At 73.8% G+C, this 22,865-nt stretch carries 17 protein-coding genes; 12 read left to right on the top strand and 5 right to left on the bottom strand.

Going from position 1 to position 22,865, the window contains the following annotated elements; genetic code table 11:
• The first annotated feature begins 30 nt into the window (after window positions 1–30).
• From ABD644_RS07025 to ABD644_RS07055, 7 genes are read left to right on the top strand one after another with little or no spacing between them, the layout of a single operon-like run.
• On the top strand, window positions 31–1,944 hold the full coding sequence (locus tag ABD644_RS07025) for a hydantoinase/oxoprolinase family protein (protein ID WP_344687997.1): 1,914 nt from the start codon (window positions 31–33) through the stop codon (window positions 1,942–1,944).
• Window positions 1,944–2,333, top strand: a complete 390-nt coding sequence (locus tag ABD644_RS07030) for an acetone carboxylase subunit gamma (RefSeq protein WP_344687998.1) — start codon at window positions 1,944–1,946, stop codon at window positions 2,331–2,333. The genes ABD644_RS07025 and ABD644_RS07030 overlap by 1 nt, the downstream gene beginning before the upstream one ends.
• On the top strand, window positions 2,330–4,471 hold the full coding sequence (locus ABD644_RS07035) for a hydantoinase/oxoprolinase family protein (RefSeq protein WP_344688000.1): 2,142 nt from the start codon (window positions 2,330–2,332) through the stop codon (window positions 4,469–4,471). The genes ABD644_RS07030 and ABD644_RS07035 overlap by 4 nt, the downstream gene beginning before the upstream one ends.
• Entirely contained in the window at window positions 4,468–6,522 is a 2,055-nt protein-coding gene (locus tag ABD644_RS07040) for a hydantoinase B/oxoprolinase family protein (RefSeq protein ID WP_344688001.1), read from the top strand. The genes ABD644_RS07035 and ABD644_RS07040 overlap by 4 nt, the downstream gene beginning before the upstream one ends.
• Entirely contained in the window at window positions 6,519–7,151 is a 633-nt protein-coding gene (locus ABD644_RS07045; RefSeq protein ID WP_344688002.1) for a uroporphyrinogen decarboxylase/cobalamine-independent methonine synthase family protein, read from the top strand. The genes ABD644_RS07040 and ABD644_RS07045 overlap by 4 nt, the downstream gene beginning before the upstream one ends.
• A gap of 26 nt (window positions 7,152–7,177) precedes the next feature.
• Window positions 7,178–8,362, top strand: a complete 1,185-nt coding sequence (locus tag ABD644_RS07050; RefSeq protein WP_344688003.1) for a thiolase family protein — start codon at window positions 7,178–7,180, stop codon at window positions 8,360–8,362.
• The gene (locus tag ABD644_RS07055; protein WP_344688004.1) at window positions 8,362–10,134 is read left to right on the top strand and encodes a feruloyl-CoA synthase; all 1,773 of its coding nucleotides are present in this window, start codon (window positions 8,362–8,364) and stop codon (window positions 10,132–10,134) included. The genes ABD644_RS07050 and ABD644_RS07055 overlap by 1 nt, the downstream gene beginning before the upstream one ends.
• Before the next feature lie 7 nt (window positions 10,135–10,141).
• Here ABD644_RS07055 and ABD644_RS07060 read toward each other — a convergent pair whose 3' ends face one another.
• The gene (locus ABD644_RS07060) at window positions 10,142–11,299 is read right to left on the bottom strand and encodes a glycosyltransferase (RefSeq protein WP_344688005.1); all 1,158 of its coding nucleotides are present in this window, start codon (window positions 11,297–11,299) and stop codon (window positions 10,142–10,144) included.
• Window positions 11,300–11,445: 146 nt separating this feature from the next.
• Here ABD644_RS07060 and ABD644_RS07065 point away from each other — a divergent pair, with 146 nt between their 5' ends.
• Window positions 11,446–12,306 (top strand): amidohydrolase family protein, encoded by an 861-nt coding sequence (locus tag ABD644_RS07065; protein ID WP_344688007.1) that lies wholly within the window; start codon window positions 11,446–11,448, stop codon window positions 12,304–12,306.
• Here the strand turns inward: ABD644_RS07065 and ABD644_RS07070 are convergent.
• Entirely contained in the window at window positions 12,282–13,031 is a 750-nt protein-coding gene (locus ABD644_RS07070; RefSeq protein ID WP_344688008.1) for an alpha/beta fold hydrolase, read from the bottom strand. The two genes, ABD644_RS07065 and ABD644_RS07070, sit on opposite strands and share 25 nt — an antisense overlap.
• A 35-nt stretch (window positions 13,032–13,066) precedes the next feature.
• A complete protein-coding gene (locus ABD644_RS07075) occupies window positions 13,067–13,873 on the bottom strand; it encodes a PaaX family transcriptional regulator (protein WP_344688009.1) in 807 nt (268 codons plus the stop codon).
• A 94-nt stretch (window positions 13,874–13,967) separates the two neighbouring features.
• Between ABD644_RS07075 and ABD644_RS07080 the strand changes: the two genes are divergently transcribed.
• From ABD644_RS07080 to ABD644_RS07090, 3 genes are read left to right on the top strand one after another with little or no spacing between them, the layout of a single operon-like run.
• Window positions 13,968–15,542, top strand: a complete 1,575-nt coding sequence (locus ABD644_RS07080) for an FAD-dependent monooxygenase (protein ID WP_344688010.1) — start codon at window positions 13,968–13,970, stop codon at window positions 15,540–15,542.
• A complete protein-coding gene (locus ABD644_RS07085; RefSeq protein ID WP_344688011.1) occupies window positions 15,539–17,605 on the top strand; it encodes an acetate--CoA ligase family protein in 2,067 nt (688 codons plus the stop codon). The genes ABD644_RS07080 and ABD644_RS07085 overlap by 4 nt, the downstream gene beginning before the upstream one ends.
• Window positions 17,602–19,263 carry a (2,3-dihydroxybenzoyl)adenylate synthase gene (locus tag ABD644_RS07090; RefSeq protein ID WP_344688012.1) on the top strand — a complete coding sequence of 554 codons (1,662 nt, stop codon included), beginning with the start codon at window positions 17,602–17,604 and terminating at the stop codon, window positions 19,261–19,263. Before ABD644_RS07085 ends, ABD644_RS07090 begins: the two co-directional genes overlap by 4 nt.
• On the opposite strand, the gene ABD644_RS07095 is transcribed toward ABD644_RS07090, so the two are convergent.
• Window positions 19,260–20,165, bottom strand: coding sequence for a DMT family transporter (locus ABD644_RS07095; protein ID WP_344688014.1), 906 nt, complete (start codon window positions 20,163–20,165; stop codon window positions 19,260–19,262). The two genes, ABD644_RS07090 and ABD644_RS07095, sit on opposite strands and share 4 nt — an antisense overlap.
• A gap of 25 nt (window positions 20,166–20,190) precedes the next feature.
• Window positions 20,191–20,874 carry a Clp protease N-terminal domain-containing protein gene (locus ABD644_RS07100; protein WP_344688015.1) on the bottom strand — a complete coding sequence of 228 codons (684 nt, stop codon included), beginning with the start codon at window positions 20,872–20,874 and terminating at the stop codon, window positions 20,191–20,193.
• A 131-nt stretch (window positions 20,875–21,005) separates the two neighbouring features.
• Between ABD644_RS07100 and ABD644_RS07105 the strand changes: the two genes are divergently transcribed.
• A complete protein-coding gene (locus tag ABD644_RS07105) occupies window positions 21,006–22,688 on the top strand; it encodes a PP2C family protein-serine/threonine phosphatase (RefSeq protein ID WP_344688016.1) in 1,683 nt (560 codons plus the stop codon).
• Window positions 22,689–22,865 lie beyond the last annotated feature (177 nt).

A 22,865-nucleotide genomic window follows, 5' to 3' on the forward strand; every position in this document is an offset into this window, starting at 1 on the left:
CACACCACACGACGCGAAGGAGGCCCACCCGTGTTCACCATCGACATCGACACCGGCGGGACGATGACCGACGGTCTCGTCAGCGGGTCGGGAGCCGACGGGCCACCGCAGGTCGTCTCGCTCAAGGTCGAGACGACGCCGCACGACGTGACGATCGCGTTCGTCGACGTGCTCGAGGCGGCGCGCGCCGAGCTCGGTTTCACCGACCTCCGGTCGTTCCTGACCGAGGTCGAGGTGATCCGCTGGTCGTCGACGATCACCTCGAACGTCCTGGCCCAGCGCGTCGGCCCGAAGCTCGGCCTGCTCGTCACCGCCGGGCACGAGGCCGACCTCTACGACGCCGCGGCCGCCCCGACCGTGCTCGGCACCCTCGTGAGCGCCGAGGACGTCACCGGCATCGCCGAGGACGCCGACGAGGCCACCGTTCGCCGCGCGATCAAGTCGCTGCTCGACAAGGGCATCCGGCGGATCAACGTGAGCCTCGCCGGCGCCTTCCCCGACAACACCGCCGAGGAGCGGATCGTCGAGATGATCTCGGCGGACTACCCCGATCACTTCCTCGGATCCATCCCGGCGCTGGCCGGCAGCGAGGTCGTCCTCCGGCCCGACGACAGCACCCGGACGATCGCCTCGCTGGTCAACGCCTACGTGCACCCGGCGCTGGCCACGACGCTCTACCGGGCCGAGGAGATCGTCCGCGACCAGCACGGCTGGCGGGGCAACGTGCTGATCGGCCACATCAACGGCGGGGTCGCCCGCATCGGCAAGACCAAGGCGTTCGACACCATCGAGAGCGGGCCTCTCTTCGGCACCCACGCCTGCGCGGCGGCAGCCGACGGGGCCGGTGACGGCAAGGTCATCGCGGTCGACGTCGGCGGCACGACCGCCAAGGCCAGCGCCGTCGAGGACGGCCGGGTGTTGCTCAAGGACTCCGGCGACCTGTTCGACATCCCGCTCCAGCTCGACATGCCGCTGCTGCGCTCGATCGCGTTGGGCGGCGGCTCGGTGGCGCGGGTGGTCGACGGTCGCGTGACCCTCGGCCCGGACTCCATGGGCGCCGCTCCCGGACCCGCCTGCTACGGGCTCGGCGGCCGCAACGCCACGATCACCGACGCCTTCGTCGTCGCCGGCTTCCTCTCGCCGACCGCCTTCCTCGGCGGCCGCCGAACCCTGGACGTCGACCGCGCCCGGGCCGCGCTGGACAAGCACGTGGGGTCGAAGCTCGGCGTGGACGCCGACTCGGCGGCGCGGGCCGTCGTGGAGGCCGCCTGGGACGCGGTCGCCCTGCTCGCGCGCGAGACGGCCGAGGAGGCCGGGTGGGACCCGGCCGAGGTGACCGTCTACGGCTTCGGCGGCAACGGCCCGCTCTTCGTCACCGCCGTCGCCGACCGGCTGGGTGCCCGTTCGGCCCGGCTCTTCCGGCTGGGCAGCGTCTACTCCGCCTACGGCTCGGCGATATCCGACGTCGTCCACGTGTACGAGTCCGCCGTCACCGGGACGGCGCTGCACCCGGTCGCCGATCGGCTGACCGGGGAGGCCCTGCGCGACCTGCGCGGTGAGGGCTTCGACGCCCGGTACGCGACCTGGGAGTGGGAGGTCCGCTCGAGCGGCGACTCGGTGCGCGGCGAGGGCGAGCACCCCGGCGGGCTGCTGGCCACGCTCGAGGGTGCACCGACGCTGGTCCGGCTCACCGCCCGCCACCCGCTGCCCCGGCTCGACGAGCCGGAGCTCGACCGCCGCGGCACGGGCACGGCCACCGGCGCCCGGGCGTCGTCGTTCGGCACCGCCGGCGAGCTACCCACCTACGACGCCGACGACCTGACCGCCACCGAGCTCTCCGGCCCGCTGCTCGCGGACGGCGGCTCCTACACCTGGCTGGTCACCGACGGCTGGTCCCTGTCCACCGACACCCGCGGCAACGCGGGCCTGAAGAAGGAGGCGTGATGCCCCGCCTGCACCCTGCTCGACTTCACCTGGCCGAGTACATCGACGCCGACCTCGAGAGCGAGCGTTGGCACTGCCACAGCTGCTCGCGCGACCTCGGCCCGCTCCGGGAGGACTACAAGCGCGGGCTGCTGGTCGCCGAGCGCGACCCCGCCGAGATCCACCCGCCGGTGATCGACGGGCCGTACACGTTCAGCCCGAACGGCGAGTGGGTCCGCATCGTCGAGTTCTACTGCCCGGGCTGCGGCCGCCAGGTGGAGACCGAATACCTGCCGCCGGGCCACCCGCTCACCCGCGACACCGAGCTGGACGTGGACGCACTGAAGGCGCGCATCGCCGCCGGCGAGGCCCGCATCACCGACGAGGGCAAGCTGGAGGTCCTGCGATGAAGGCGATCGACATCGACGTCGGCGGCACGTTCACCGACCTGGTCTTGACCTGGGACGACGTCCGGTACGTCGCCAAGGCGCCGACCACGCCCTACGACCTGTCCGTCGGCTTCCTCGACGTCCTCACCGCCGGGGCCGAGCAGCTCGGGCGGCCGCTGGACCAGGTGCTGCCCGAGGTGGAGATCGTCCGCTACTCCACGACCGTCGCCATGAACCGACTGATCGAGCGCAAGGGTCCGCGGCTGGGGCTGATCACCACCGAGGGCCACGAGGACGCCATCCTCATCGGCCGCGGCGCCCAGTGGACCGACGGCACCCGTATCAGCGAGCGCCGGAACTTGTCGGTGCAGGCCAAGCCGGCGCCGCTGGTGGAGCGGGACATGATCGTCGGCGTCGGCGAGCGGGTGGACTCCACCGGCCGGGTGCTCCGCGCCCTCGACGACGACGACGTCCGCGCCAAGCTCCGTCACCTGGTCGACAACGGCGCCCGTGCGATCGCGGTCTCGCTGCTCTGGTCGTTCGTCAACCCCGACCACGAGCGGCGGATCCGGAAGATCATCCGCGAGGAGTACAAGGGCTACCACGTCGGCTACCTGCCGGTCGTCCTCTCCCACGAGGTGGTCGGCAAGGTCGGGGAGTACGAGCGGACGATGACCGCGGTGCTCGACGCCTACCTGCAGACGAGCATCAAGTTCGAACTGGAGAGCACCTGGGACCAGCTGCGGGCCAACGGCTACCGGGGCACCTTCCTGCTCACCCACAACACGGGTGGGTCGGGGGAGATCTTCAAGACCACGGCCAGCCGGACGTTCAACGGTGGACCGGTGTCGGGGCTCATGGGCAGCTTCCACATCGGGCAGGCGCTGGGCTACCGCAACGTGATCGCCTCCGACGTCGGAGGCACCAGCTTCGACGTCGGCATGGTCGTGGACGCCTCGGTGCGCTCCTACGAGTTCCGCCCGATCATCGACCGCTGGATGGTCGGCATCTCGATGCTGCAGACCACCACGATGGGGGCCGGCGGGGGGTCGATCGCCTGGATCAACGACCTGCTCGGCGGGCGGCTCGAGGTCGGGCCGCGCAGCGCCGGCTCCTACCCCGGCCCGGTCTGCTACGACCTGGGCGGCACCGAGCCGACGGTCACCGACGCCGACGTCGTCCTCGGCTACATCGCCCCGGACGGCTACTTCGGCGGGAAGATGCCGCTGGACCGTGACAAGGCCGTCGAGGCGGTGCGGACGAAGATCGCGGAACCGCTCGGGGTGTCGGTCGACGAGGCGGCGGCGCTGATCCGGCGGATCGTCGAGCAGAACATGGCCTCGGCGATCAAGCGCGAGGTGCACCTGCGCGGATACCACCCGGAGGACTTCGCCCTCTTCGCCTTCGGCGGCGGTGGCCCCACCCACGTGGCGGGCTACCGGGCGGACGTGCCGACGGCGGTGATCTTCCCGCAGGCGCCGGTGTTCTCCGCGCTGGGCAGCTCGGTCATGGACATCATGCACGTGTACGAGCAGAGCCGGCGGATGCCCTTCATGGCGCCGATGACCGAGCAGATCGTCATCGACCGGGACGCGTTCAACGGCGTCGTCGATGAGCTGATGGCCAAGGCTCGGGCGGACCTCGAGTCCGAGGGTCTCGGCGCGGAGGAGATCGTCTTCTCCGTCGAGCTCGACATGCTCTACGGCGGCCTCGTGCACGTGAAGCGGGTCAGCTCGCCGGTGCTGCGGATCGAGAGCGAGGACGACGCCCGGCTGGTGTACGACGCCTTCGAGAAGGAGTTCTCCGAGGCCTTCAGCCCCCATGTGGTGAACAAGCCCGGCGGGGCCTACCTCGACGGCATCGTGCTCAAGGCCACCGTCGTCACCGAGAAGATGGCTCTCCCGGTGCACGACCTCCAGCCGGCCGACCCGACCGCCGCGCGGACGGGCAGCCGCGAGGCCTACTGGCCGGAGCTGGGGAAGCGCGCGGAGACCGAGGTCTTCGCCTTCGACTCCCTGCAGCCCGGCAACACCGTGACCGGTCCCGGGATCGTCGAGATGGAGTTCTCGACCATCGTCGTCCCGCCCGGCCAGCAGCTCCGCATCGACCAGCACGGTCTCGGCATCCTCGAGGACGCCGGAAAGGACGACCAGTCATGAGTTACCCGAGCCTCGAAGAGAAGCTGGCGGCGTTGAAGGTCAGCCCGGCGAGTGAGTACGAGCGCCGCTGCGCCGACGCCCTGGCGCCGGGCAGTTACGAGATCGGGGTGCAGCGCACGGCGGACATCCTGGACGAGGGCTACGAGATCTTCATGCGCTCCTCGCGCTCGTCCATGGGGGTGGCCGGCGACTCGATCGTGGCCATGTTCAACGCGGCCGGCGACCTGGTGAACGCGTCGGCCGGCACCTACCTGCACGCGGTGATCCCCCCGATCGTCATCAAGTACATCCTGTCCCGCCACGGCGAGAACCCCGGGATCAACGACGGCGACATCTGGTACACGAACGACGCGCTCTACGGCGGGATCCACAACCCCGACCAGGTCGCGATCATGCCCGTCTTCTTCGGCGGTGAGCTCGTCGGCTGGACCGCGGCGCTCTCGCACACCACGGAGACCGGCGCGATCGAGCCCGGCGGCATGCCGCTGTCGGCGAAGGCGCGGTTCGAGGAGGGCATGAACCTCCCGCCGATGCGGGTCGGGACCGACTTCCGGCTGAACAACGACGTCATCGAGATGTTCGCCGCGTTCGGGCTGCGGGCCGAGGCCAACGTGACCGTCGACATGCGGGCCCGCGCGACGACCGCCGACCGCGTGCGGGTGCGGCTGCTCGAGATGTTCGAGCGGGAGGGCAAGGACTTCGTCCTCGGCCTGTTCCGCCGGATGCTCGACGAGGCCGAGTCCGGCGCCCGGAAGCGGATCGCCAGCTGGTCGGACGGCACCTACCGCTGCGTCACGTTCTCCGACGCCGCCGGCCTGGAGCCCGGACTGCTGCGCAACTGCGCGATGACGATGACCAAGAAGGGCGACCACCTGCTCATCGACTTCACCGGCACCAGCCCGGAGACGCCGAGCAGCTACAACGCCCACCCGCAGGCGGTCATCGGGCACCTGGCCAACTACATCTACGAGTACGTCTTCCACGACCTGCCGGTCAGCTCGGCGACGTTCCAGCCGATCGACTTCGTCTTCCCGCCGAACTCGATGCTCTCGCCGGACGTGCGGGCGGCGACGTCGTGCTCGGTCATGGCGGCGACGGGCGCGATGAGCGCGATCGCCAACTGCATCAGCCGGGCGCGGTACGGCTCGGACGAGTGGCAGCAGGTGGCCGCCAGCCAGGGCAACGGCGGCAACGCCTCGGTCCTGGCCGGCATCAGCCAGTGGGGCGCGATGTTCGCCGACATGATCGCCTACCCGATCAACACCGAGGGCCAGGGCGCCCGGGCCACGCAGGACGGCATGGACGCCTACGGCTTCCCGTGGTGTGCCTTCGGGCGCGCGCCGGACGTCGAGTCGATGGAGAACGAGTTCCCGCTGCTCATCCCGTTCAGCTCGCACTGGAAGGACTCCGGCGGCCCCGGCAAGCACCGCGGGGGAGTGGGGACGGCGCAGCTGTGGGTCACCCACCACGCGCCCTTCCTCTTCATGATGGCGATCGCCGACAACTCCACGATCCAGACCCCGCAGCCGCTGTTCGGCGGGTACAGCCAGCCGACCTGCCCGGGCATCGTGCTCGACGGGATCGACGTGACCGAGGCTCTGGCGCACGCCGAGTCCGGCACGCTCACCCTCGAGGCGTTGCTCGCCGGCAAGTTCGGCGGCACGGTCCGGTCCTCGCCCTACGGCAGCGCCATCCACCCGGTCAACCAGGGCCAGACGATCGTGATCGGCCTGTCCACCGGCGGCACGGGATACGGGGACCCGCTGGAGCGCGAGCCCGAGCGCGTGGCGCGTGACGTCGTCAAGGCGCTGGTCAGCCACCAGATCGCCCGCGACGTCTACGGCGTCGTCGTCGATCCGCTGACCGACCAGGTCGACGAGGAGGCGACGGCGACCGCCCGGCGGAGGTTGATCGAGGCCCGGTTGTCCCGCGGCGTGCCCTACGACGAGTTCGTCGCCGAGTGGTCGCAGCGCAAGCCCGACGAGTCGATCCTCGGCTACTTCGGGTCCTGGCCGGACGGTGCCGTGGTGACGCCCCTCATGCGGCCGTGAGCAGAACCCGGGTCAGGGCGCTGGCCCAGCGCCAGGGGGACGGCCGCGGCATCGCCGTCCCCCTGGCGCACCGGCTGGCCGCCCGCATCCAGGAGCGGGACTGGGCGGACTTCACCTGCGACCCCACCCAGCTGGCCAACGGGCTGCGGGACCTCGCCGACGCGGTGGCGCCGGACGGGCTCGCCGTCTGCCTGCCCGACGTTCTGCTCGAGGGCGGCGCGGACCTGCTCGGCTCCGAGCAGGGGGCGGCCGCGGTGGAGGCGACGCGCAGGCTGCGGGCCTCGATGGGCGACCGCGTCGCGCTCGTCGCGTGCCTCCCCGGGCCGGCCGACGTCACCGGCGGGGCCGACGGCGTGCTCGCCGCCGCGAAGGAGTTCCTCGCCGCCGGCGCGGACGCCATCGTCGTCTTGGGCGGGCCGTCGGGGTCGCTGTCGACGCTGGCCAACGTCGCCCGGTTCCACCAGGCGCTCGCCCTCGGCGACCACGAGGCGCACGGCCTGCCCGTCGTCGAGCGCCGACCACTGACCGAGCCCACCTCCGCCGTGGGGCTCGTCCTCACCGACGTCCACCTGGCCCGGGAGACCGACGTCTCGGAGCTGGAGGACTGGGTCGACGCCGTCCGAGGGTGAAGGATCCGTCTCGAAGGAGTTCTCACATGTTGTACGCCGACGTCGCCATCCCGCTCGGGCACGCGTGGTCCTCGCCGTTCGCGAAATGGCAGGGGTCGCTGGCGGAGGTCGACAGCATCGACCTCGCCGTCGCGGTCACCTCGCGGGCGCTGGCAGATCGGGGAGTGGACCCGGGCGGCCTCGACGGGATCGTGCTGGGCTGGACGGTGCCGCAGAGGCAGATCTTCTACGGGGCCCCGACGCTGGCCGCGCGCCTGGGCGCGACCGGGATCAGCGGGCCGATGGTCAGCCAGGCGTGCGCGACCAGCGTCGCGGCGCTGCACGCGGCGGCGGGTGCCGTGTCGGCGGGGGCCGGGACGCAACTCGTCGTCGCGACCGACCGGATCTCGAACGGACCCACGTTGTCCTGGCCGGCCCCCAGCGCCATGGGCGGTGCGCCGGTGACGTCGCACTGGGTGCTCGACAGCTTCGCCCGCGACCCGTGGGCCGGCGCCGGCATGCTCGCCGCCGCCGAGGCGGTGGCGGCGGAGATGGGCGCCACCCGCGAGGAGCTCGACGACCTGACCGCACTGCGCTGGGAGCAGTACGCCGTATCGCTCGCAGACGACCGTGCATTCCAGCTTCGCTACCAGGTGCCGGTGGAGATCCCGCAGCGCAAGGGCAGCCTGACGCTCGACGCCGACGAGGGGATCCGGCCCAAGACCCGCGACGGCATCGGCGGGCTGCCGCCGGCCGCTCCCGACGCGCTGCACACCTTCGCGTCCCAGACCCACCCGGCCGACGGCTGCGCCGGCGCGGTGGTGACGACGCAGGCGCAGGCCCGGGAGCTCTCCGGCGAGGGCGTCGTGCGCATCCTCGGGACCGGCTTCTCGCGGGTGGCCACGAGCCGGATGCCGCAGGCGCCGGTGCCGGCGGCGCTCTCGGCCCTCGAGTCCGCCGGCCGATCGATCGCCGACGTCCAGGCCGTCACCACCCACAACCCGTTCGCCGTCAACGACCTGTGGTTCGCCCGGGAGACCGGGATCAAGGCCGAGGACATGAACGCCTACGGCTGCAGCCTGGTGTTCGGCCACCCGCAGGGCCCGACCGGGCTCCGGTCGATCGCCGAGCTCATCGAGACGTTGCGACTGCGCGGCGGTGGGATCGGGCTGTTCACCGGCTGCGCCGCGGGCGACACCGGGGCGGCGGTCGTCCTGGAGGTCACCGACTGATGGTCGAGACGTTCGCCCCGCCGCGGATCGAGGCCGAGCAGCGGCCCGACGGAACGCTGATCCTCCGGTCGGCCGAGCCGCTCGCCGACCATCCCGTCAGCGTCGTCCACTCCTTCCGGGCCGGCAGCGAGTCCCACCCCGACCGGCTGCTGCTCGCCGAGCGGGTCGAGGGGGAGTGGGCGCGGCTGACCTGGGGCGAGGCCCGGGTGCGGGCCGACGCGCTGGCCCAGGGGCTGATCGACCGCGGGCTGGCCGACCGGCCGGTCATGGTGCTGTCGGGCAACAGCCGGCTGCACTTCGTGGTGATGCTGGCCGCGCTGACCGCCGGTGCGCCCTACGTGCCGACCAGCGTCGCGTACTCGCTGCAGAGCGCCGACCACGCCAAGCTCCGCGCGATGGCCGACGTCGTCGACCCGGGCCTGGTCGTCGCCGAGGACGCATCGTTCTCCGGTGCGGTCGCGGCCGTCGCCGAGGGGCGGACGGTGCTGAGCCCCGCGTTGCCGGGTGCGCTCGCCCCCGACCAGCTGGCGGCCACGCCGACGGACGAGGTCGACCGCCGGTGCGCGGCGCTGCGACGCGACGACGTCGCCAAGATCCTGTTCACGTCCGGGTCGACCGGCCACCCCAAGGGCGTCATCAACACCCACGGGATGCTGTCGGCCAATCAGCAGCAGATGCGCCAGGTCTGGCCGTTCCTCGCCGACGAGCCGCCCGTGCTGCTCGACTGGCTGCCGTGGAGCCACACGTTCGGCGGGAACCACGACACGAACATGGTGCTGGTCAACGGCGGCACGCTCTGGATGGACGACGGCCGCCCCGTGCCCGGGCTGGTCGAGCGGACGGTGCGCAACCTCGCCGACGCCCGGCCGACGATCTACCTCAACGTCCCGGCCGGCTACGCGGCGCTGCTTCCCCACCTGGAGCGCGACCCGGCGGCGGCGCAGGCCTTGCTGGCCCGGCTCCGGCTGGGCTTCTTCGCCGCGGCCGCGCTGCCGCAACAACTGTGGGACCGGCTGCAGAAGCTGTCGGCCGAGCACGGCGGGTCGATGCAGATGACGACGTCGTGGGGGCTGACCGAGACCGCGCCCGCCGCGACCTCGGCGCACTTCCCGATCACCCGCAGCGACTCCCTCGGTGTCCCGTTGCCCGGCGTCGAACTCGCCCTCGTGCCCATCGGTGACAAGACCGAGGTGCGGGTGCGGGGCGCCAACGTCACCCCCGGCTACCACGGCCGACCGGACCTCACCGCCGCCGCGTTCGACGAGGAGGGCTTCTTCCGCACGGGGGACGCCGTGACCCTCGCCGACCCTGACGACATCGCTGCGGGACTGTTGTTCCGCGGCCGGATCGCCGAGGACTTCAAGCTGTCGACCGGCACGTTCGTCAGCGTCGGCACGCTGCGCCCTGCGCTGCTGTCGGCCTCGCACGGCCTGCTGACCGACGCGGTCATCTGCGGGGAGAGCGGCGCCGAGGTCACGGCGATGGTGTGGCTGCACCCCGACCACGCGGGGCGCTGCGACGCCGACGGGGTGCCGGACGACGGGCTGCGCGCCGACCTGGTCCAGACGATGGAGCGGCTGGCCGCGACGGGAGGCGGGTCCTCCCAGCGGGTGGAGCGGCTGCTCGTCCTGCGCGAGCCCGCGGCGCTCGACGCCGGCGAGATCACCGACAAGGGCTACGTGAACCAGCGCGCCGTCCGGGAGCGCCGCGCCGACCTCGTCGCCCTGCTCTCCGCCGAACCGGTGCCGCCGCAGGTCGTGACCCGGACCTGAGACCGGTTCAGGCGATCAGGCGCGTGATCGCGGCGAGGGCCTCGACGGGTGCCGGCATCGCGGCGATCTCGCCGGCGACGCGTCGGGCGGCCAGCCGGTAGCCGGGATCCTCCAGCACGGTGGACACCGCAGCACGGACCGCCTGGGGGGTGAGCTCGTCGCGCAGGAGGGTCAGGCCGGCGCCGGCCGCGACCACCCGGTCGGCGTTGCCGTACTGGTCGGCTCCCTGTGGCAGGCACACCAGCGGCACACCCGCCGCCAGGGCGCCGAGCACGGTGCCGGCGCCACCGTGGACAACCGCCGCGGAACAGTGCTGCAGGAGCGCGGCCTGTGGCACGTACCGGTGCACCGCGACGTGGGCCGGTTGGGGTCCCAACGCAGCCGGGTCGTTGTCCTGTCCGATCGTCACCACCACGGACACCGGCTCGTCGCGCAGGCCGTCCAGGACCGCCGCGAACACGCTCAGGTCACGGTTGTAGACCGTGCCCAGGGTGACGTAGACCAGCGGCCGGTCGGGCAGCGCGGCCAGCCAGTCCGGCACGGCCGCGGTCGTCGGGGCAGCGACGACGGGGCGCATGGGCGCGACCATCGGGACCGACGCGATCTCTTCGTTCTGCAGGCTGGGCGGGCAGACGTCGACGTAGAGGTGCCGCAGGAGGCCGGCGACAGGATGCGGCTCGAGTCCGCGTGCCCGCCAGTGCCGCGCAGCCCCCCGGCCGGCCGCCCGCAGCAGCTCGGCCGGGATCAGCGGGCCATAACTGACATCGACGTAGGGGAGCCCGCGTGCGGTGCACACCAGCGGCGCGGCGAGCTCGGCCATCTCGTGGACGACCAGGTCGGGACCCCAACGATCAAGGACACCGTCGAGGTCATGGGCTCTCGGCACGAGTTCGAGGTCGGCGAAGATCTCGGTGAGGAAGAAGCGCCGCTGCTCGTCCCCGACGAGGCGGTCCCAGCCGGGGAACCGTGGCCCCCACTCGGCCCGGAAGTCCCGGCCCGGCCCGGCCGGCAGGGCGTCGAACCCGTCCTCCCGAGCCCGGGTCGTGAGCGGCTCGCCCGTGGCGAACGCGACCGCGTGACCGGCGTCCCGGGCGGCCCGGGCCAGCGGGAGCAGTGGCTCGTAGTGCCCCGCCAGCGGTCGACAGGTGAACAGCAGGCGGGCCATGGCGGCATCCTCGCGGCATCTCGCGCGGCGGAACAGGCTCCCGGCCGATGTGCTACACATCGAGGGCCACGCAGAGCCGCCGCCGTAGAGCAGCGGCCGGCGTACCCGGACATCGCCGTCCGCGGCGGGCGAGGAGGATCACGGACATGCTCGACGGTCACCTGCTGGTCGACGCCCACGTGCACGTACCGGTCCTGGGGTCGCTGGCGCCCGCCTGGGTCGACTGGGCCCGCGACTTCGGTGCCCCGGGCATCCTCGACCGGATCTGGCGCAGCGACGGGACGCCGGAACCGGCAGCGCTGGACGAGCTGTTCGCCGACGAGGGCGTCGACGTCGCGCTGCTGTTCTGCGAGTACAGCCCGAAGGCCACCGGCTACCAGGCGTTCGACGACCTGCTGCCGATCGTCGAGCACAACCCCCGGCGGTTCCGCCCGGTCGCCAACGTCAACCCGCACCTGCACTTCCCGATCGCCCGCGAGCTCACCCGCCAGCTCGACCACGGCGCCGCCGCGCTGAAGATCCACCCCGTGCACGGCGGGTTCCGGGCCGACGACGCCGCGCTCTACCCGGCCTACACCGTGCTGGTCGAGCGGGGCGTGCCGCTCGTCGTCCACTCGGGGACGAGCAGCTTCCCCGGCTCCACCAACGCCTTCGCCGACCCGATGCACCTCGACGCGGTGCTCCGCGACTTCCCCGACCTGCAGGTCGTGCTCGCCCACGGCGGCCGCGGCTGGTGGTACGACGCGGCGGCGTTCCTCGCGCTCTCCCGCCCCAACGTCTGGATCGAGCTGTCGGGCCTGCCGCCCAAGCGGCTGCCCGAGTACTACAGCCGCTTCGACCTGGGCCGGCTGGCCCGCCGGTGGATCTTCGGCACCGACTGGCCCGGCGTCCCCGGGCAGGCTGCGAACGCGCGCGCGGTCGCGTCCCTCGGCCTGCCCGACGACGTCGTCCCCCTGGTGCTCGGGGGCAACGCGATGGCGGTCTACGCGGGGCTCGACCCGGCCTGACCGCAGGCCCGGAGCAGGCCGTCGGCCAGCTCGGCCGGGCGGGTGAACATCGACTCGTGGCTGCCCGGCACGCTGCTCGGCGTCGCGCCGCAGCGCTCGGGGAAGCGCGGCGCCCAGGCGAACTCGCCCGGGGGAAGGGCGACGTCCTCGCTGGAGAGGACGTACTCCAGCGGGATGCCGAGGTCGCGGTAGGCGACGCCGTCGACCGGCTCGTCGGTGAACGTGCGGTAGGGCTGCGGGCGCAGCACCGAGTGGACGACGGCGGCGGTCTCGGGGGCGGCGTCGCCCATGAACCCCTGCTGGAACACCTCCAGCGGCAGGGTGACCGTGTTGTCGCCCGAGGTCTGCGCCAGGGAGTCGAACAGCCCCTGGTACTCCGGCGGCACCTCGTCGTAGAGCGACCGGCCGGCCTCGGGGACGAAGGCGCTCCAGAACACGATCCGCTGGACGCGGGAGGCCAGCCGCGGCGCGGCACCGGCGACCACGTACCCGCCCCAGCTGTGGCCGACCAGCGTCACGCCCGTGCGGTCGGAGCGCTCGACGTGGTCGACGAGGGCGTCGACGCAGTCGGCGAGGGTGACGCCGCGGGGATCGTCGTTGACGTCCAGCCCGGGGCTGGTCGGGGCGCTCACGCGGTGCCCGGCCGCGCGCAACCGCGACGCCACCGGCTGCCACGCCCACCCGCCGTGCCACGCGCCGTGCACCAGGACGAAGTCCTCGCTCATCGCTGTCTCCTGCTCCTCGGGGGATGGGTCCGGCGTCAGGGAGTCTGCCGGGTGAGCACCTCGGTGACGTAGCGGTCGGCGGGGCCGGACAGTGCGTCGTGGGCCGCGACGAACAGCTCGTGGGCGCGCCGCCCGGGCCAGCCCTCGGGCAGCAGCTCGCCGGGGAGGTCGGGGTCGCGGAAGGGGAAGGTGCGGTAGGCCGACACCAGCTCGATCCGCAGGCGCAGCGCCCGCGCGCCGGGCAGCTCCGCGAGCTCGCCGGGGGAGGGCAGGGCGGCGAGCCGGTCGACGAAGGCGGCGTAGTCGGCGCCCAGCCCCGCGAGGTCCCAGCAGCGGGCGGCCATCTCCCGGTCCGCGGTCCGCCCGGCCGACCGGCAGGTGAGCAGGTCGACCTTCGTCGCCGGCGACGACGCGACGGCGCGGGTCACCTCGTCCAACCGGGGATGCGGGCTGACCCAGGTCGCCGGGGCCAGGGGACCGAAGCCGAGCCAGGCCAGGGTGCGGCGCAGCCGGTCCCGGTCGGCGCGGTCCCGCTCGGCCGCGCCGTAGATGACCATGCGCCACTGGCCGTCCCAGGGCTCGTGCTGCCGGTCGAAGATGCGGGTGCGGCCCTCGTCGAGGAGCTGCCAGCTCCGGTCGGTCAGGGCGTAGACCGTCTCCCGGCCCTCGCGGCGGGTCTCGAACCAGCCCTCGCGCCGCATCCGCGCGAGCACCACGCGGGTGGTGCTCTCGCCGATGCCGAAGACCTCGAGGAGCTCACCGAGCGCCTGCAGACGTGCCTCGCCACCGTGGTAGCGGAGGTGGTCGCCGAAGAGGTCGAAGACGATCGCCCGTGGCTTCATCCGACCTCCGGTGTGGTGTGCGCCACGGTGATTTTGTGCCATAGTGCGGTCGCCCGTCAATCAGATGACACACGATTCCGGCTGGGGGAGTGCGATGCGCATCGCCATCATGGGTGGGGGCCCCGGAGGGCTCTTCGCCGCCGCCCTGGCGCGGGCCGCCGACCCCACCCGCGAGGTCACGGTCTTCGAGCGCAACCGCGCCGAGGACACCTTCGGCTTCGGGGTCGTCTTCTCCGACGCCACCCTCGCCGGCATCCACGCCGCCGACCCGGTGCTGCGCACGGCGCTGACCGAGCACGGCGTCCACTGGGACCCCATCGAGGTGCGCCTGAAGGGCGAGCGGCTGCGCTGCGGCGGCAACGGCATGGCGGCGGTGGAGCGCCGCACCCTGCTCCACCTGCTCCAGCAGCGCGCGATCGAGGTCGGTGTCGACGTCCGGTTCGCGACCGAGGCCGACCCCGACGCTCTCGTCGCGGCCGGGTACGACCTGGTGATCGCGGCCGACGGCGCCAACTCGCGGCTGCGGGAGCGGTACGCCGACGTGTTCGACTCCGGCGTCGAGACCGCGACCGCCATGTTCATCTGGCTGGGCACCACCTACCCGTTCGACGGGCTGACGTTCGTCCACGAGCGCGGCGAGCACGGGGTCTTCGCCGTGCACGGCTACCCGATCGGCAGCGGGGTGTCGACGTTCATCGTCGAGACCGACGAGCAGGCGTGGCGCGCGGCGGGCCTCGACGAGTTCGACGTCACCGCCCCGCCCGGCCCCAGCGACGAGAAGAGCCGGGCCTACCTGGAGGCGCTGTTCGCCGAGCAGATCGACGGGCACCCGCTGCTGGTCAACAACTCGCGGTGGGGCAACTTCCGCACCCGGCGCACCCACCGGTGGCGGCACCGCGTCGGGGGGACGGCGATCGCGCTGCTCGGCGACGCCGCGCACACGGCGCACTTCTCGGTCGGCTCGGGCACCAAGATGGCCATGGAGGACGCCGTGGCGCTGGTGGCCGCGCTGGACGCCCACGGGGCCGACGTCGATGCGGCCCTGGCGGAGTACGAGTCGGTCCGCAAGCCGCAGGTGGCCAAGATCCAGGACGCCGCCCGGCCGAGTCTCTCCTGGTGGGAGCACTTCGGGCGTTCCCACGACGCCCTGCCGCCCTGGCAGTTCGCCTACCACTTCTTCACCCGCAGCCTGCCCGATGCCAAGCTCCGCCGCCGCGACGAGACCTTCGTCGACGCGGTCCACGAGCGCTGGCGGGCCCAGCATGGCGCGGAGCCGCTCGACAGCCCGATCGAGGTGGCCGGTCAGCGGCTGACGGGTCGCCTCGTCCGGGTGGAGGACAGGACCGTCCGGCTGCCCGGCGGGCCCCTGCCCCTGCTCGAGCAGCCCCCCGCCGACGGCGGACCGTGGGGGCGGTGGATCTCCGCGCCCGAGGCCGAGGCCGACCTGCCCGCGGCCCTGGCTGCGGTGGCCGACGGCGTCGCGGCGGGCGCCGAGCTGGTCGCGGCCGGCGGGGGCAGCGCGCTGACCCGGCGGCTGGTCTGCGAGGAGGCGCGGCTGACCCACGGAGCGGTGACCCTGCTGGTGGGGGAGGAGGACGCGGCCGACAGCTCGAAGGACACGGCACTGACCGCCGTCCTCTCCGGTCGCACCGACCTGGTCGGCGCATGACCCGGCTGGGCCCGCTCTTCGCGCCGCGGGGCATCGCCGTCGTCGGCGCCTCGCGCGATCCCGCGAAGCTCGGGGCGGTGATGGCCCGGTCCCTGTCCGGGTTCCCCGGCACGGTCGTGGGCGTCAACCCGCGCGACGTCGACCCGGCGGCGGCCCGGTACGCCGGAGTCGCCGAGGCCGCGGCGGCGGCCGGGCCGATCGACCTCGCCGTGCTCTGCGTGCCCGCCGCGGTCTCCGCCGCCGCCCTCACCGACGCCGCCGCCGGCGGAGCCCGTGCCGCTCTCGTCTGCTCCGGCGGCTACGCCGAGGCCGGCGGGCCCGGCATCGGCTACCAGCGCGACCTCGTCGCGGCGGCGGCCGAGGGCGGGATCGCGCTGCTGGGTCCCAACACGTCGGGCTTCCTCGACCCGGCCCGTCGGCTCACCGCCACGTTCGTCCCCGGGGCCGCCGCGGTGCCGGCGGGTCCTGTCGCCGTGGTGGCGGCCAGCGGCGGGGTCAACCACGCGCTGGCCTTCCTGCTCGCCGAGGCCGGGCTCGGCGTCTCGCTGGCCGTCGGCCTCGGCAACGCGGTGGACGTCGACGCGGCCGACGTCCTCGCCCACCTCGCGACCGACGAGCGCACCCGGGTCGTGGCGCTGCACGTCGAGGCGGTGGCCGACGGGCCGGCGCTGGTCGCCGCCGTCCGGGCGGTGAGCGCGCGGATCCCGGTGGTCGCGCTCGTGGTCGGGCGCAACGACGTCGCGGAGTTCGCCCGGTCGCACACCGGCGCCCTGGCCACGTCCTGGCGCACCACCCGCGCCGCGCTGCGCTCCGCGGGTGCCGTCCTCGTCGACGACGAGCGCGCCCTGGTGGACGCGGTGACCGCGCTGTCGGTCCTGCGGCTGCCACCCGTCCGCGACGCCGCCGTCGGGGTGGTCACCGCCCAGGCCGGTCCCGGGCTCCTGCACGTCGACGGGCTGCGGGGGAGAGGTGTCCGCGTCCCGCCGTTCTCGACCGCCACGCGCGACCGGCTCGGCGAGCTCCTCCCGCCGCTGACCTTCCAGGCCAACCCGGTCGACACCGGTCGGCCGGGGCCCGGCTTCGGTGCCGTGCTCGCCGCCGTCGCCGCCGATCCGGGCATCGACCTGGTGAGCGCGTACGCGCTGGCCGAACCCGACGCGCTCGACCTGCCGGCCGCCGTCGGCAGAGCCAACGGCCCGCTGGTGGTGGGCCTCGGGGGGCCGCCGGAGCAGGTGGGGCCGCAGCGGCGGGCGCTGCGCGAGCTGGGGGTCCCGTCGCTGACGAGCCCGTCCGCCCTCACGACGGCGGTGGGCGCGCTGGTCGACGACGCCCGCGCGCAGGCCCGGGCATCGACCGGGGAAGGCCCGCCGCCGGCCGGCGTCGACCTGCCGCCCGGCGAGCTCGACGAGGACGCCGCCAAGACGCTGCTCGACCGGCTCGGCATCGCCACCCCGCCGCGGCGCGCGTGCGACGACCGGGCGGCCGCGCACCGGGCGCTGGCCGAGCTGCCCGGACCGCTGGCCGTCAAGCTGCTGGACGCGCGGATCACGCACAAGTCCGACGTCGGGGGCGTGCACCTGGGGGTGCGCGACGCCGCCGAGCTCGACGCCGCCCTGGACGCGCTCGAGGCGATCGGGGCCGGCCGCTTCCTGCTGGAGTCGATGGCACCGCCCGGGGTCGACCTGCTCGCCGGGGCCTCCCGGGACCCGGTGTTCGGGCCGACCGTCCTGCTGGGTCTGGGCGGCGTGGTGGCCGAGGCGCTGGCCGACGTCGCCGTCGCCCCGGCGACCGTCGGGCCGGCCGAGGCCGGCGCGCTGGCCGACGAGCTGGCGGGACGTGCGCTGCTCGACGGCTTCCGGGGCGGTCCCGTCGCCGACCGGGCCGCGCTGGGCGCCATGCTGGTCGCCCTCGGCGGCCTGCTGCTGGCCCACCCCGAGATCGACGCCGTCGAGATCAACCCGCTGCGGGTCACGGCCGACGGGCTGGTCGCCCTCGACGCGGTCCTCACGAGGCGGGGTCCTCACGAGACGCAGTCCGCACGACGAGCTGGAGGCGCAGGATGAGTGAGGCCCCCCGACCGACCCCGATCGCCGAGGGCACCGTCCCCTGGCCGGGCGACGTCGCCCGCGAGTACGCCGAGCGCGGCTGGTGGCAGGGCCGCTCGCTCGGCGCCGAGCTGTGGGACGCGGCCGACCGCCGCCCCGACGCAGTGGCAGTCGTGGACGGGGACCTCCGGCTCACCTACCGGTCCCTCGTCGGGCGGGCCGATGCCGCGGCGAGCCGGCTGGCCGACCTCGGTCTCGTGCGCGGCGACCGGATCGTGGTCCAGCTGCCCAACTGCTGGCAGTTCGTCGTCCTCACGCTGGCGTGCCTGCGCGCCGGCGTCGTCCCGGTGATGGCGCTGCCCGCCCACCGCCGGCACGAGCTGGCCTACCTGGCCGAGCACAGCGAGGCCGCGGCCATCGCCGTCCCCGGGGAGCTGCGCGGGTTCGACCACCAGGCCATGGCCCGGGAACTGGCCCTCGAACTGGGCCTCCGGCATGTGCTCGTCGTCGCCGACGAGGTGCGGCCCGGCTCGGTCGACCTGACCGCGCTCTGCGCCGAGCCGGACGACGACGTCCGCCCCCGGTGGGACGGCGACCAGCCGGGCAGCCGGGAGGTCGCGGTGTTCCTGCTCTCCGGCGGCACGACGGGGCTGCCGAAGCTGATCGCCCGCACGCACGACGACTACGCCTACAACGCCCGGGCCAGCGCCGAGCTCTGCGGCCTGGACGAGGACACCGTCTACCTCACCGCCCTGCCGGCCTCGCACAACTTCCCGCTGGCCTGCCCCGGCATCCTCGGCACGCTGCTGACCGGCGGGCGCGTGGTGATGCTGGGCTCGCCCGAGCCGGAACGGGCGTTCGCCGTCGTCGCCGCCGAGGGCGTGACCGTCACCGCCGCGGTGCCGGCGGTCGCCCAGCGCTGGCTCGCGCACGCCGACGAGCACGGTGCCGACCAGCTGGCGTCGCTGCGGTTGCTGCAGGTGGGGGGCGCCCGGCTCGCCGACGAGGTGGCGCGGCGGGTGCGTCCGGTGCTGGGGGCGACCCTGCAGCAGGTGTTCGGCATGGCCGAGGGGCTGCTCAACTACACGCGGCTCGACGACCCCGACGAGGTGATCTGCTCCACCCAGGGCCGGCCGATGAGCCCGGGCGACGAGGTCCGGATCGTCGACGAGTCCGACCGCGACCTCCCCGACGGCGAGCCCGGCGCGCTGCTGACCCGCGGCCCCTACACCCCGCGCGGCTACTACCGGGCCGCGGAGCAGAACGCCCGCGCGTTCACGCCCGACGGCTGGTACCGCAGCGGCGACGTCGTGCGGCGGCGGCCCGACGGCAACCTCGTCGTCGAGGGCCGTGACAAGGACATGATCAACCGTGGCGGCGAGAAGATCAGCGCCGAGGAGGTCGAGAACCTCGTCTACCGGCTGCCGGAGGTGGCCCAGGTGGCGGCGGTCGCCATGCCCGACGCCGAACTGGGGGAGCGGGTCGCGCTGTACGTCGTCCTGCGACCCGGGGCGTCGCTGACGCTGGACGACGTCCGGACGGCGATGGCTGCGGCGGACGTGGCCCGGTACAAGTGGCCCGAGCGGCTGGAGGTCGTCGACGAGCTGCTCACCACCAAGGTCGGCAAGATCGACAAGAAGGCGCTCCGGGAGGATCTGGCGGGTCGGCTCGGCTAGGACCGGCGGGATGGCACGACGACGAGCGCGACACCCAGCGCGGTCACCCCGATGCCGACGACGGACAGCGCGCTCACCCGCTCGCCGAACAGGAACCAGGCCTCGATCGCCGTCGCCGGCGGCACCAGGTAGTACAGGCTCGACACCCCGGCGGCGGTGCCCCGGCGCAGCAGCAGGAGCAGCAGCAGGACGGCGCCGATCGACAGCAGCAGGACGAGCCAGGTGAACGCGGCGATGAACTCACCGGTCCAGCGGATCGACATGTCCTCCGTCGTCACGGCCACGGCGAGCAGGAGCGCGGCGGCGGCCGCGTACTGCACCGCCGTCCCCCAGACCAGCGGGATCCCGTCGCCGTGCCGCTTCTGGTAGACGGTGCCGAGGGTCCCCGAGGCCAGCGCCACGAGGCAGGCCACGAGCCCGGCGACCGGGAGCGCCTCCGCCGAGCCGACGTCGGCGAGGCCGGGCCCGACCACGAGCGCGACTCCGGCCACCCCGAGGGCCAGCCCGAGCCACTGGCGCCGCGACGGGCGCTCGCCGAGCACCCGCGCGGCCAGGACGGCGGTGAGCACCGGCTGGAGGCTCACGACCACGGCCGAGACCCCGGCGGGCACGCCCAGGGAGATGCCGTAGAAGACGCCGCCGAGGTAGCCGGCGTGCAGGAGCAGGCCCGCGATCGACGCCCGGCCGTACTGGGCCCGCGAGGTCATCCCGGCCGAGCGGAGGGCGAGGGCGAGGGCGGCCAGCAGCGCCGCGGCGACGACCAGGCGGAGCCCGAGGAACGTGAACGGGGGCGCGTAGGGCAGCCCGTACTTGGCGCCGACGAAGCCGGTGCTCCAGAGCAGGACGAACAGCGCCGGACCGCCGAGCGTCTGGACCCGCGAGTGCGTCCCCGTCCCCGTCATCCCCCCAGTCTGCCCACCCGGGCGCTCAGCCGATCGCCAGGTCCCGCTCCGCGCGTGCGCGGTCCAGGCCCAGGCCGGCCAGGACGCCAGTGCCGTCCTCGACCTCCAGCAGGGCCAGCAGCACGTGGCCGTCCCGGATCGCGTCGTCGTCCAGGCGCATCGCCACCCGGAACGTCAGCTCCAGGGCCTTCCGTGCGGCGGCGTCGAAGGGGATCAGGTCGGGCACCGCGGCGGCGCGCGGCGGGAGGGTGGCCGAGGCGGTACGCCGGACGGTCTCGAGGTCGAGGCCCTGGCCGGTGACGGCGCGGGCAGCCGGGCTCTCGGCGTCGGCGACCAGCGCGAGCAGCAGGTGGGCGAGGCCGATGCTGTCGTTGCCGGCGGACCGGGCCTGCTCCTGCGCACCGACGACCACCTGCCGTGCCCGCTCGTCGAATCGGCTGAAGCCCTCGCTGGGATCCGGTGAGCTCTTCGGGACGAAGCGCTGCTGGGCGGCCTGCTTGGTCACGCCCATGCTGCGGCCGATCTCCGACCACGACGCGCCGGACCGGCGGGCCTGGTCGACGAAATGGCCGATGAGGTGGTCGGCCACGTCGCCGAGGTGGTCCGCGAGGGCGACGGCGCCGCCGAGCCTGTCGAGCACATCGGTGTGGGCGCTCGTGACGGCGGTGATGAGGTCGTCGAGCCGGACGGAAGGGGAGGGCGCGGTCATGCCGTCAACGCTAGGTTGACCCCCGGGACGCGTCAAGGAGCCCTTGACGGCGGGTCGCGGCGGCCGGCGGGACGCTGGCGTACTGTGCCTGCGGTACCGGGTGGGCGGTGCCGTCGACCCCGGGAGACGCCGTGAGTGATGCAGTCACTTCTGCGCCGGTCGACGCGACCCTGCTCGCCGAGGCGCTCGACGCGCTCCCGGCCGGGGTGGCGGTCTTCGACGCCGACTGGTCGATCGCCTACGTCAACGAGGCAGCCGCCGGCATCCTCGGCCGGAGCCGCGCGGAGCTGGTCGACCGCAACATCTGGGTCGCGCTCCCGGAGCTCGGCGGCACGATCCTGCACAGCTTCCTGCTGCACGCCCGCAGCCTCGAGCGGTCGGTGACCTGGCGCGGGTTCTACCCGCCGGCCGGGTGCTGGCTGATCGCGACGGCCGCCCGTGTGGAGGACCGTCTGCACGTGACGCTCCAGGAGTCGACCGCCCACCGGACCGACGAGCTGACGGTGGTGGACGCGGACGCCGCGGGCCCGGACGCCGCCGACGGCGACACCGAGCGGCTGCGATACCTCGCCGAGGTCAGCGAGGCGATGATCAGCACGCTCGACACCGGCGAGTCGGTCAACCAGCTCGTCGAACTCGTCGTCCCCCGGCTGTGCGACTGGGCGACGGTGTCGGTCGTGGGGGACGACGGCCAGGGGTACGACGCCGGCTTCGCGCATCGCGACCCCGAGCGCCTCGCCGACCTGGCCGCTTACCTCGAGAAGCGCACGCAGGCGCCGGCCGCCGAGGACAATCCGATGGCCCAGGCGCTGCTCACCGGGGAGCCGGTGCACGTCGACTCGATCGACCCGGCACTGGTCGAGCCCGCCCTCGGCAGCGACGAGGTCCGGGAGATCTGGCGCCGGCTCGATGCGGCGTCGTTCACGATCGTGCCGCTGCGGGCGCGCAACGAGACCTTCGGTGCCCTCGGGATGGTCAACACCTCCGGGCGAGCCCCGAACACCGAGATGGAGATCGCGACCGCCGTCGAGGTGGCCCGCCGTGCCTCGCTGGCGATCGACAACACCCGGCTCTACGGCCGCCAGCTGAAAGTGGCCGAGACGCTGCAGCGCAGCCTGCTGACGCCGCCGCCGCAGCCGGACCGGCTGGAGATCGCCGTCCGCTACCTGCCGGCGGCGAGCAACATGCACGTCGGCGGTGACTGGTACGACGCGTTCCAGCAGCCGGACGGCGCCACGCTGCTGGTCATCGGCGACGTCGTCGGCCACAACGTCGACGCCGCCGCGGCGATGGGCCAGATCCGCAGCGTCGTCCGCGGCATCGCCTACGACCGCCAGGAGGAGCCGGCCCGCATCCTGGCCCGGGTCGACGAGGTGGTCTCCGGCCTGGCCATCGGCACCCTGGCGACGGCACTCATCGCCCGCCTCGAGCAGACCCCCGAGCAGGAGCGGCTCGGGCTGCGCACGCTGCGCTGGTCCTCGGCCGGGCATCTGCCGCCGATCGTGCAGCGGGCCGCCGGCGGCACCGAGCTGCTCGACACCCGGCCCGAGATGCTGCTGGGCACCGAACCAGGCCGCACCCGGACCGACCACCTCGCGACCCTGCATCCGGGCGACACCGTCGTCTTCTACACCGACGGGCTCGTCGAGCACGGTCGCACCGGGATCGACGAGGGGCTGGCCCGCCTGGCCGCGCTCGTCGAGCGGTTGCGCGACTGCGCCCTCGACGCCCTGTGCGACGGGCTGCTCGAGCAGATCGTGCGGCACCGCTCCGACGACGACGTGGCGATCGTCGCCGTCCGTTGCCAGCCCTAGCGACCCAGAGCCTCTAGAAGGGCGGTGGGTCGTCGTCGGGGTGGTCCGGTGGTGGTTCGGGTGGGGGTCGGCGCAGGCCCGGTGGCCAGGTCGTGCGGGTGATCCCGGACGGGGTGGTGACGTGCAGGGTGCCGTCGGGCTCCATGACGAACTGCCAGCCGCGGGCGAAGGTCTTCA

It is taken from the genome of Blastococcus jejuensis (genome assembly GCF_039534705.1).
In the GTDB taxonomy this organism is placed as follows: domain Bacteria; phylum Actinomycetota; class Actinomycetes; order Mycobacteriales; family Geodermatophilaceae; genus Blastococcus_B; species Blastococcus_B jejuensis.

What these genes read in the sequence shown, in the direction of transcription:
- ABD644_RS07030 (WP_344687998.1), top strand. Translation starts at nt 1,944, where the DNA reads ATGCCCCGCCTGCACCCTGCTCGACTTCACCTGGCCGAGTACATCGAC.
- ABD644_RS07035 (WP_344688000.1), top strand. Translation starts at nt 2,330, where the DNA reads ATGAAGGCGATCGACATCGACGTCGGCGGCACGTTCACCGACCTGGTC.
- ABD644_RS07040 (WP_344688001.1), top strand. Translation starts at nt 4,468, where the DNA reads ATGAGTTACCCGAGCCTCGAAGAGAAGCTGGCGGCGTTGAAGGTCAGC.
- ABD644_RS07050 (WP_344688003.1), top strand. Translation starts at nt 7,178, where the DNA reads ATGTTGTACGCCGACGTCGCCATCCCGCTCGGGCACGCGTGGTCCTCG.
- ABD644_RS07055 (WP_344688004.1), top strand. Translation starts at nt 8,362, where the DNA reads ATGGTCGAGACGTTCGCCCCGCCGCGGATCGAGGCCGAGCAGCGGCCC.
- ABD644_RS07060 (WP_344688005.1), bottom strand. Translation starts at nt 11,299, where the DNA reads ATGGCCCGCCTGCTGTTCACCTGTCGACCGCTGGCGGGGCACTACGAG.
- ABD644_RS07065 (WP_344688007.1), top strand. Translation starts at nt 11,446, where the DNA reads ATGCTCGACGGTCACCTGCTGGTCGACGCCCACGTGCACGTACCGGTC.
- ABD644_RS07070 (WP_344688008.1), bottom strand. Translation starts at nt 13,031, where the DNA reads ATGAGCGAGGACTTCGTCCTGGTGCACGGCGCGTGGCACGGCGGGTGG.
- ABD644_RS07075 (WP_344688009.1), bottom strand. Translation starts at nt 13,873, where the DNA reads ATGAAGCCACGGGCGATCGTCTTCGACCTCTTCGGCGACCACCTCCGC.
- ABD644_RS07080 (WP_344688010.1), top strand. Translation starts at nt 13,968, where the DNA reads ATGCGCATCGCCATCATGGGTGGGGGCCCCGGAGGGCTCTTCGCCGCC.
- ABD644_RS07085 (WP_344688011.1), top strand. Translation starts at nt 15,539, where the DNA reads ATGACCCGGCTGGGCCCGCTCTTCGCGCCGCGGGGCATCGCCGTCGTC.
- ABD644_RS07090 (WP_344688012.1), top strand. Translation starts at nt 17,602, where the DNA reads ATGAGTGAGGCCCCCCGACCGACCCCGATCGCCGAGGGCACCGTCCCC.
- ABD644_RS07095 (WP_344688014.1), bottom strand. Translation starts at nt 20,165, where the DNA reads ATGACGGGGACGGGGACGCACTCGCGGGTCCAGACGCTCGGCGGTCCG.
- ABD644_RS07100 (WP_344688015.1), bottom strand. Translation starts at nt 20,874, where the DNA reads ATGACCGCGCCCTCCCCTTCCGTCCGGCTCGACGACCTCATCACCGCC.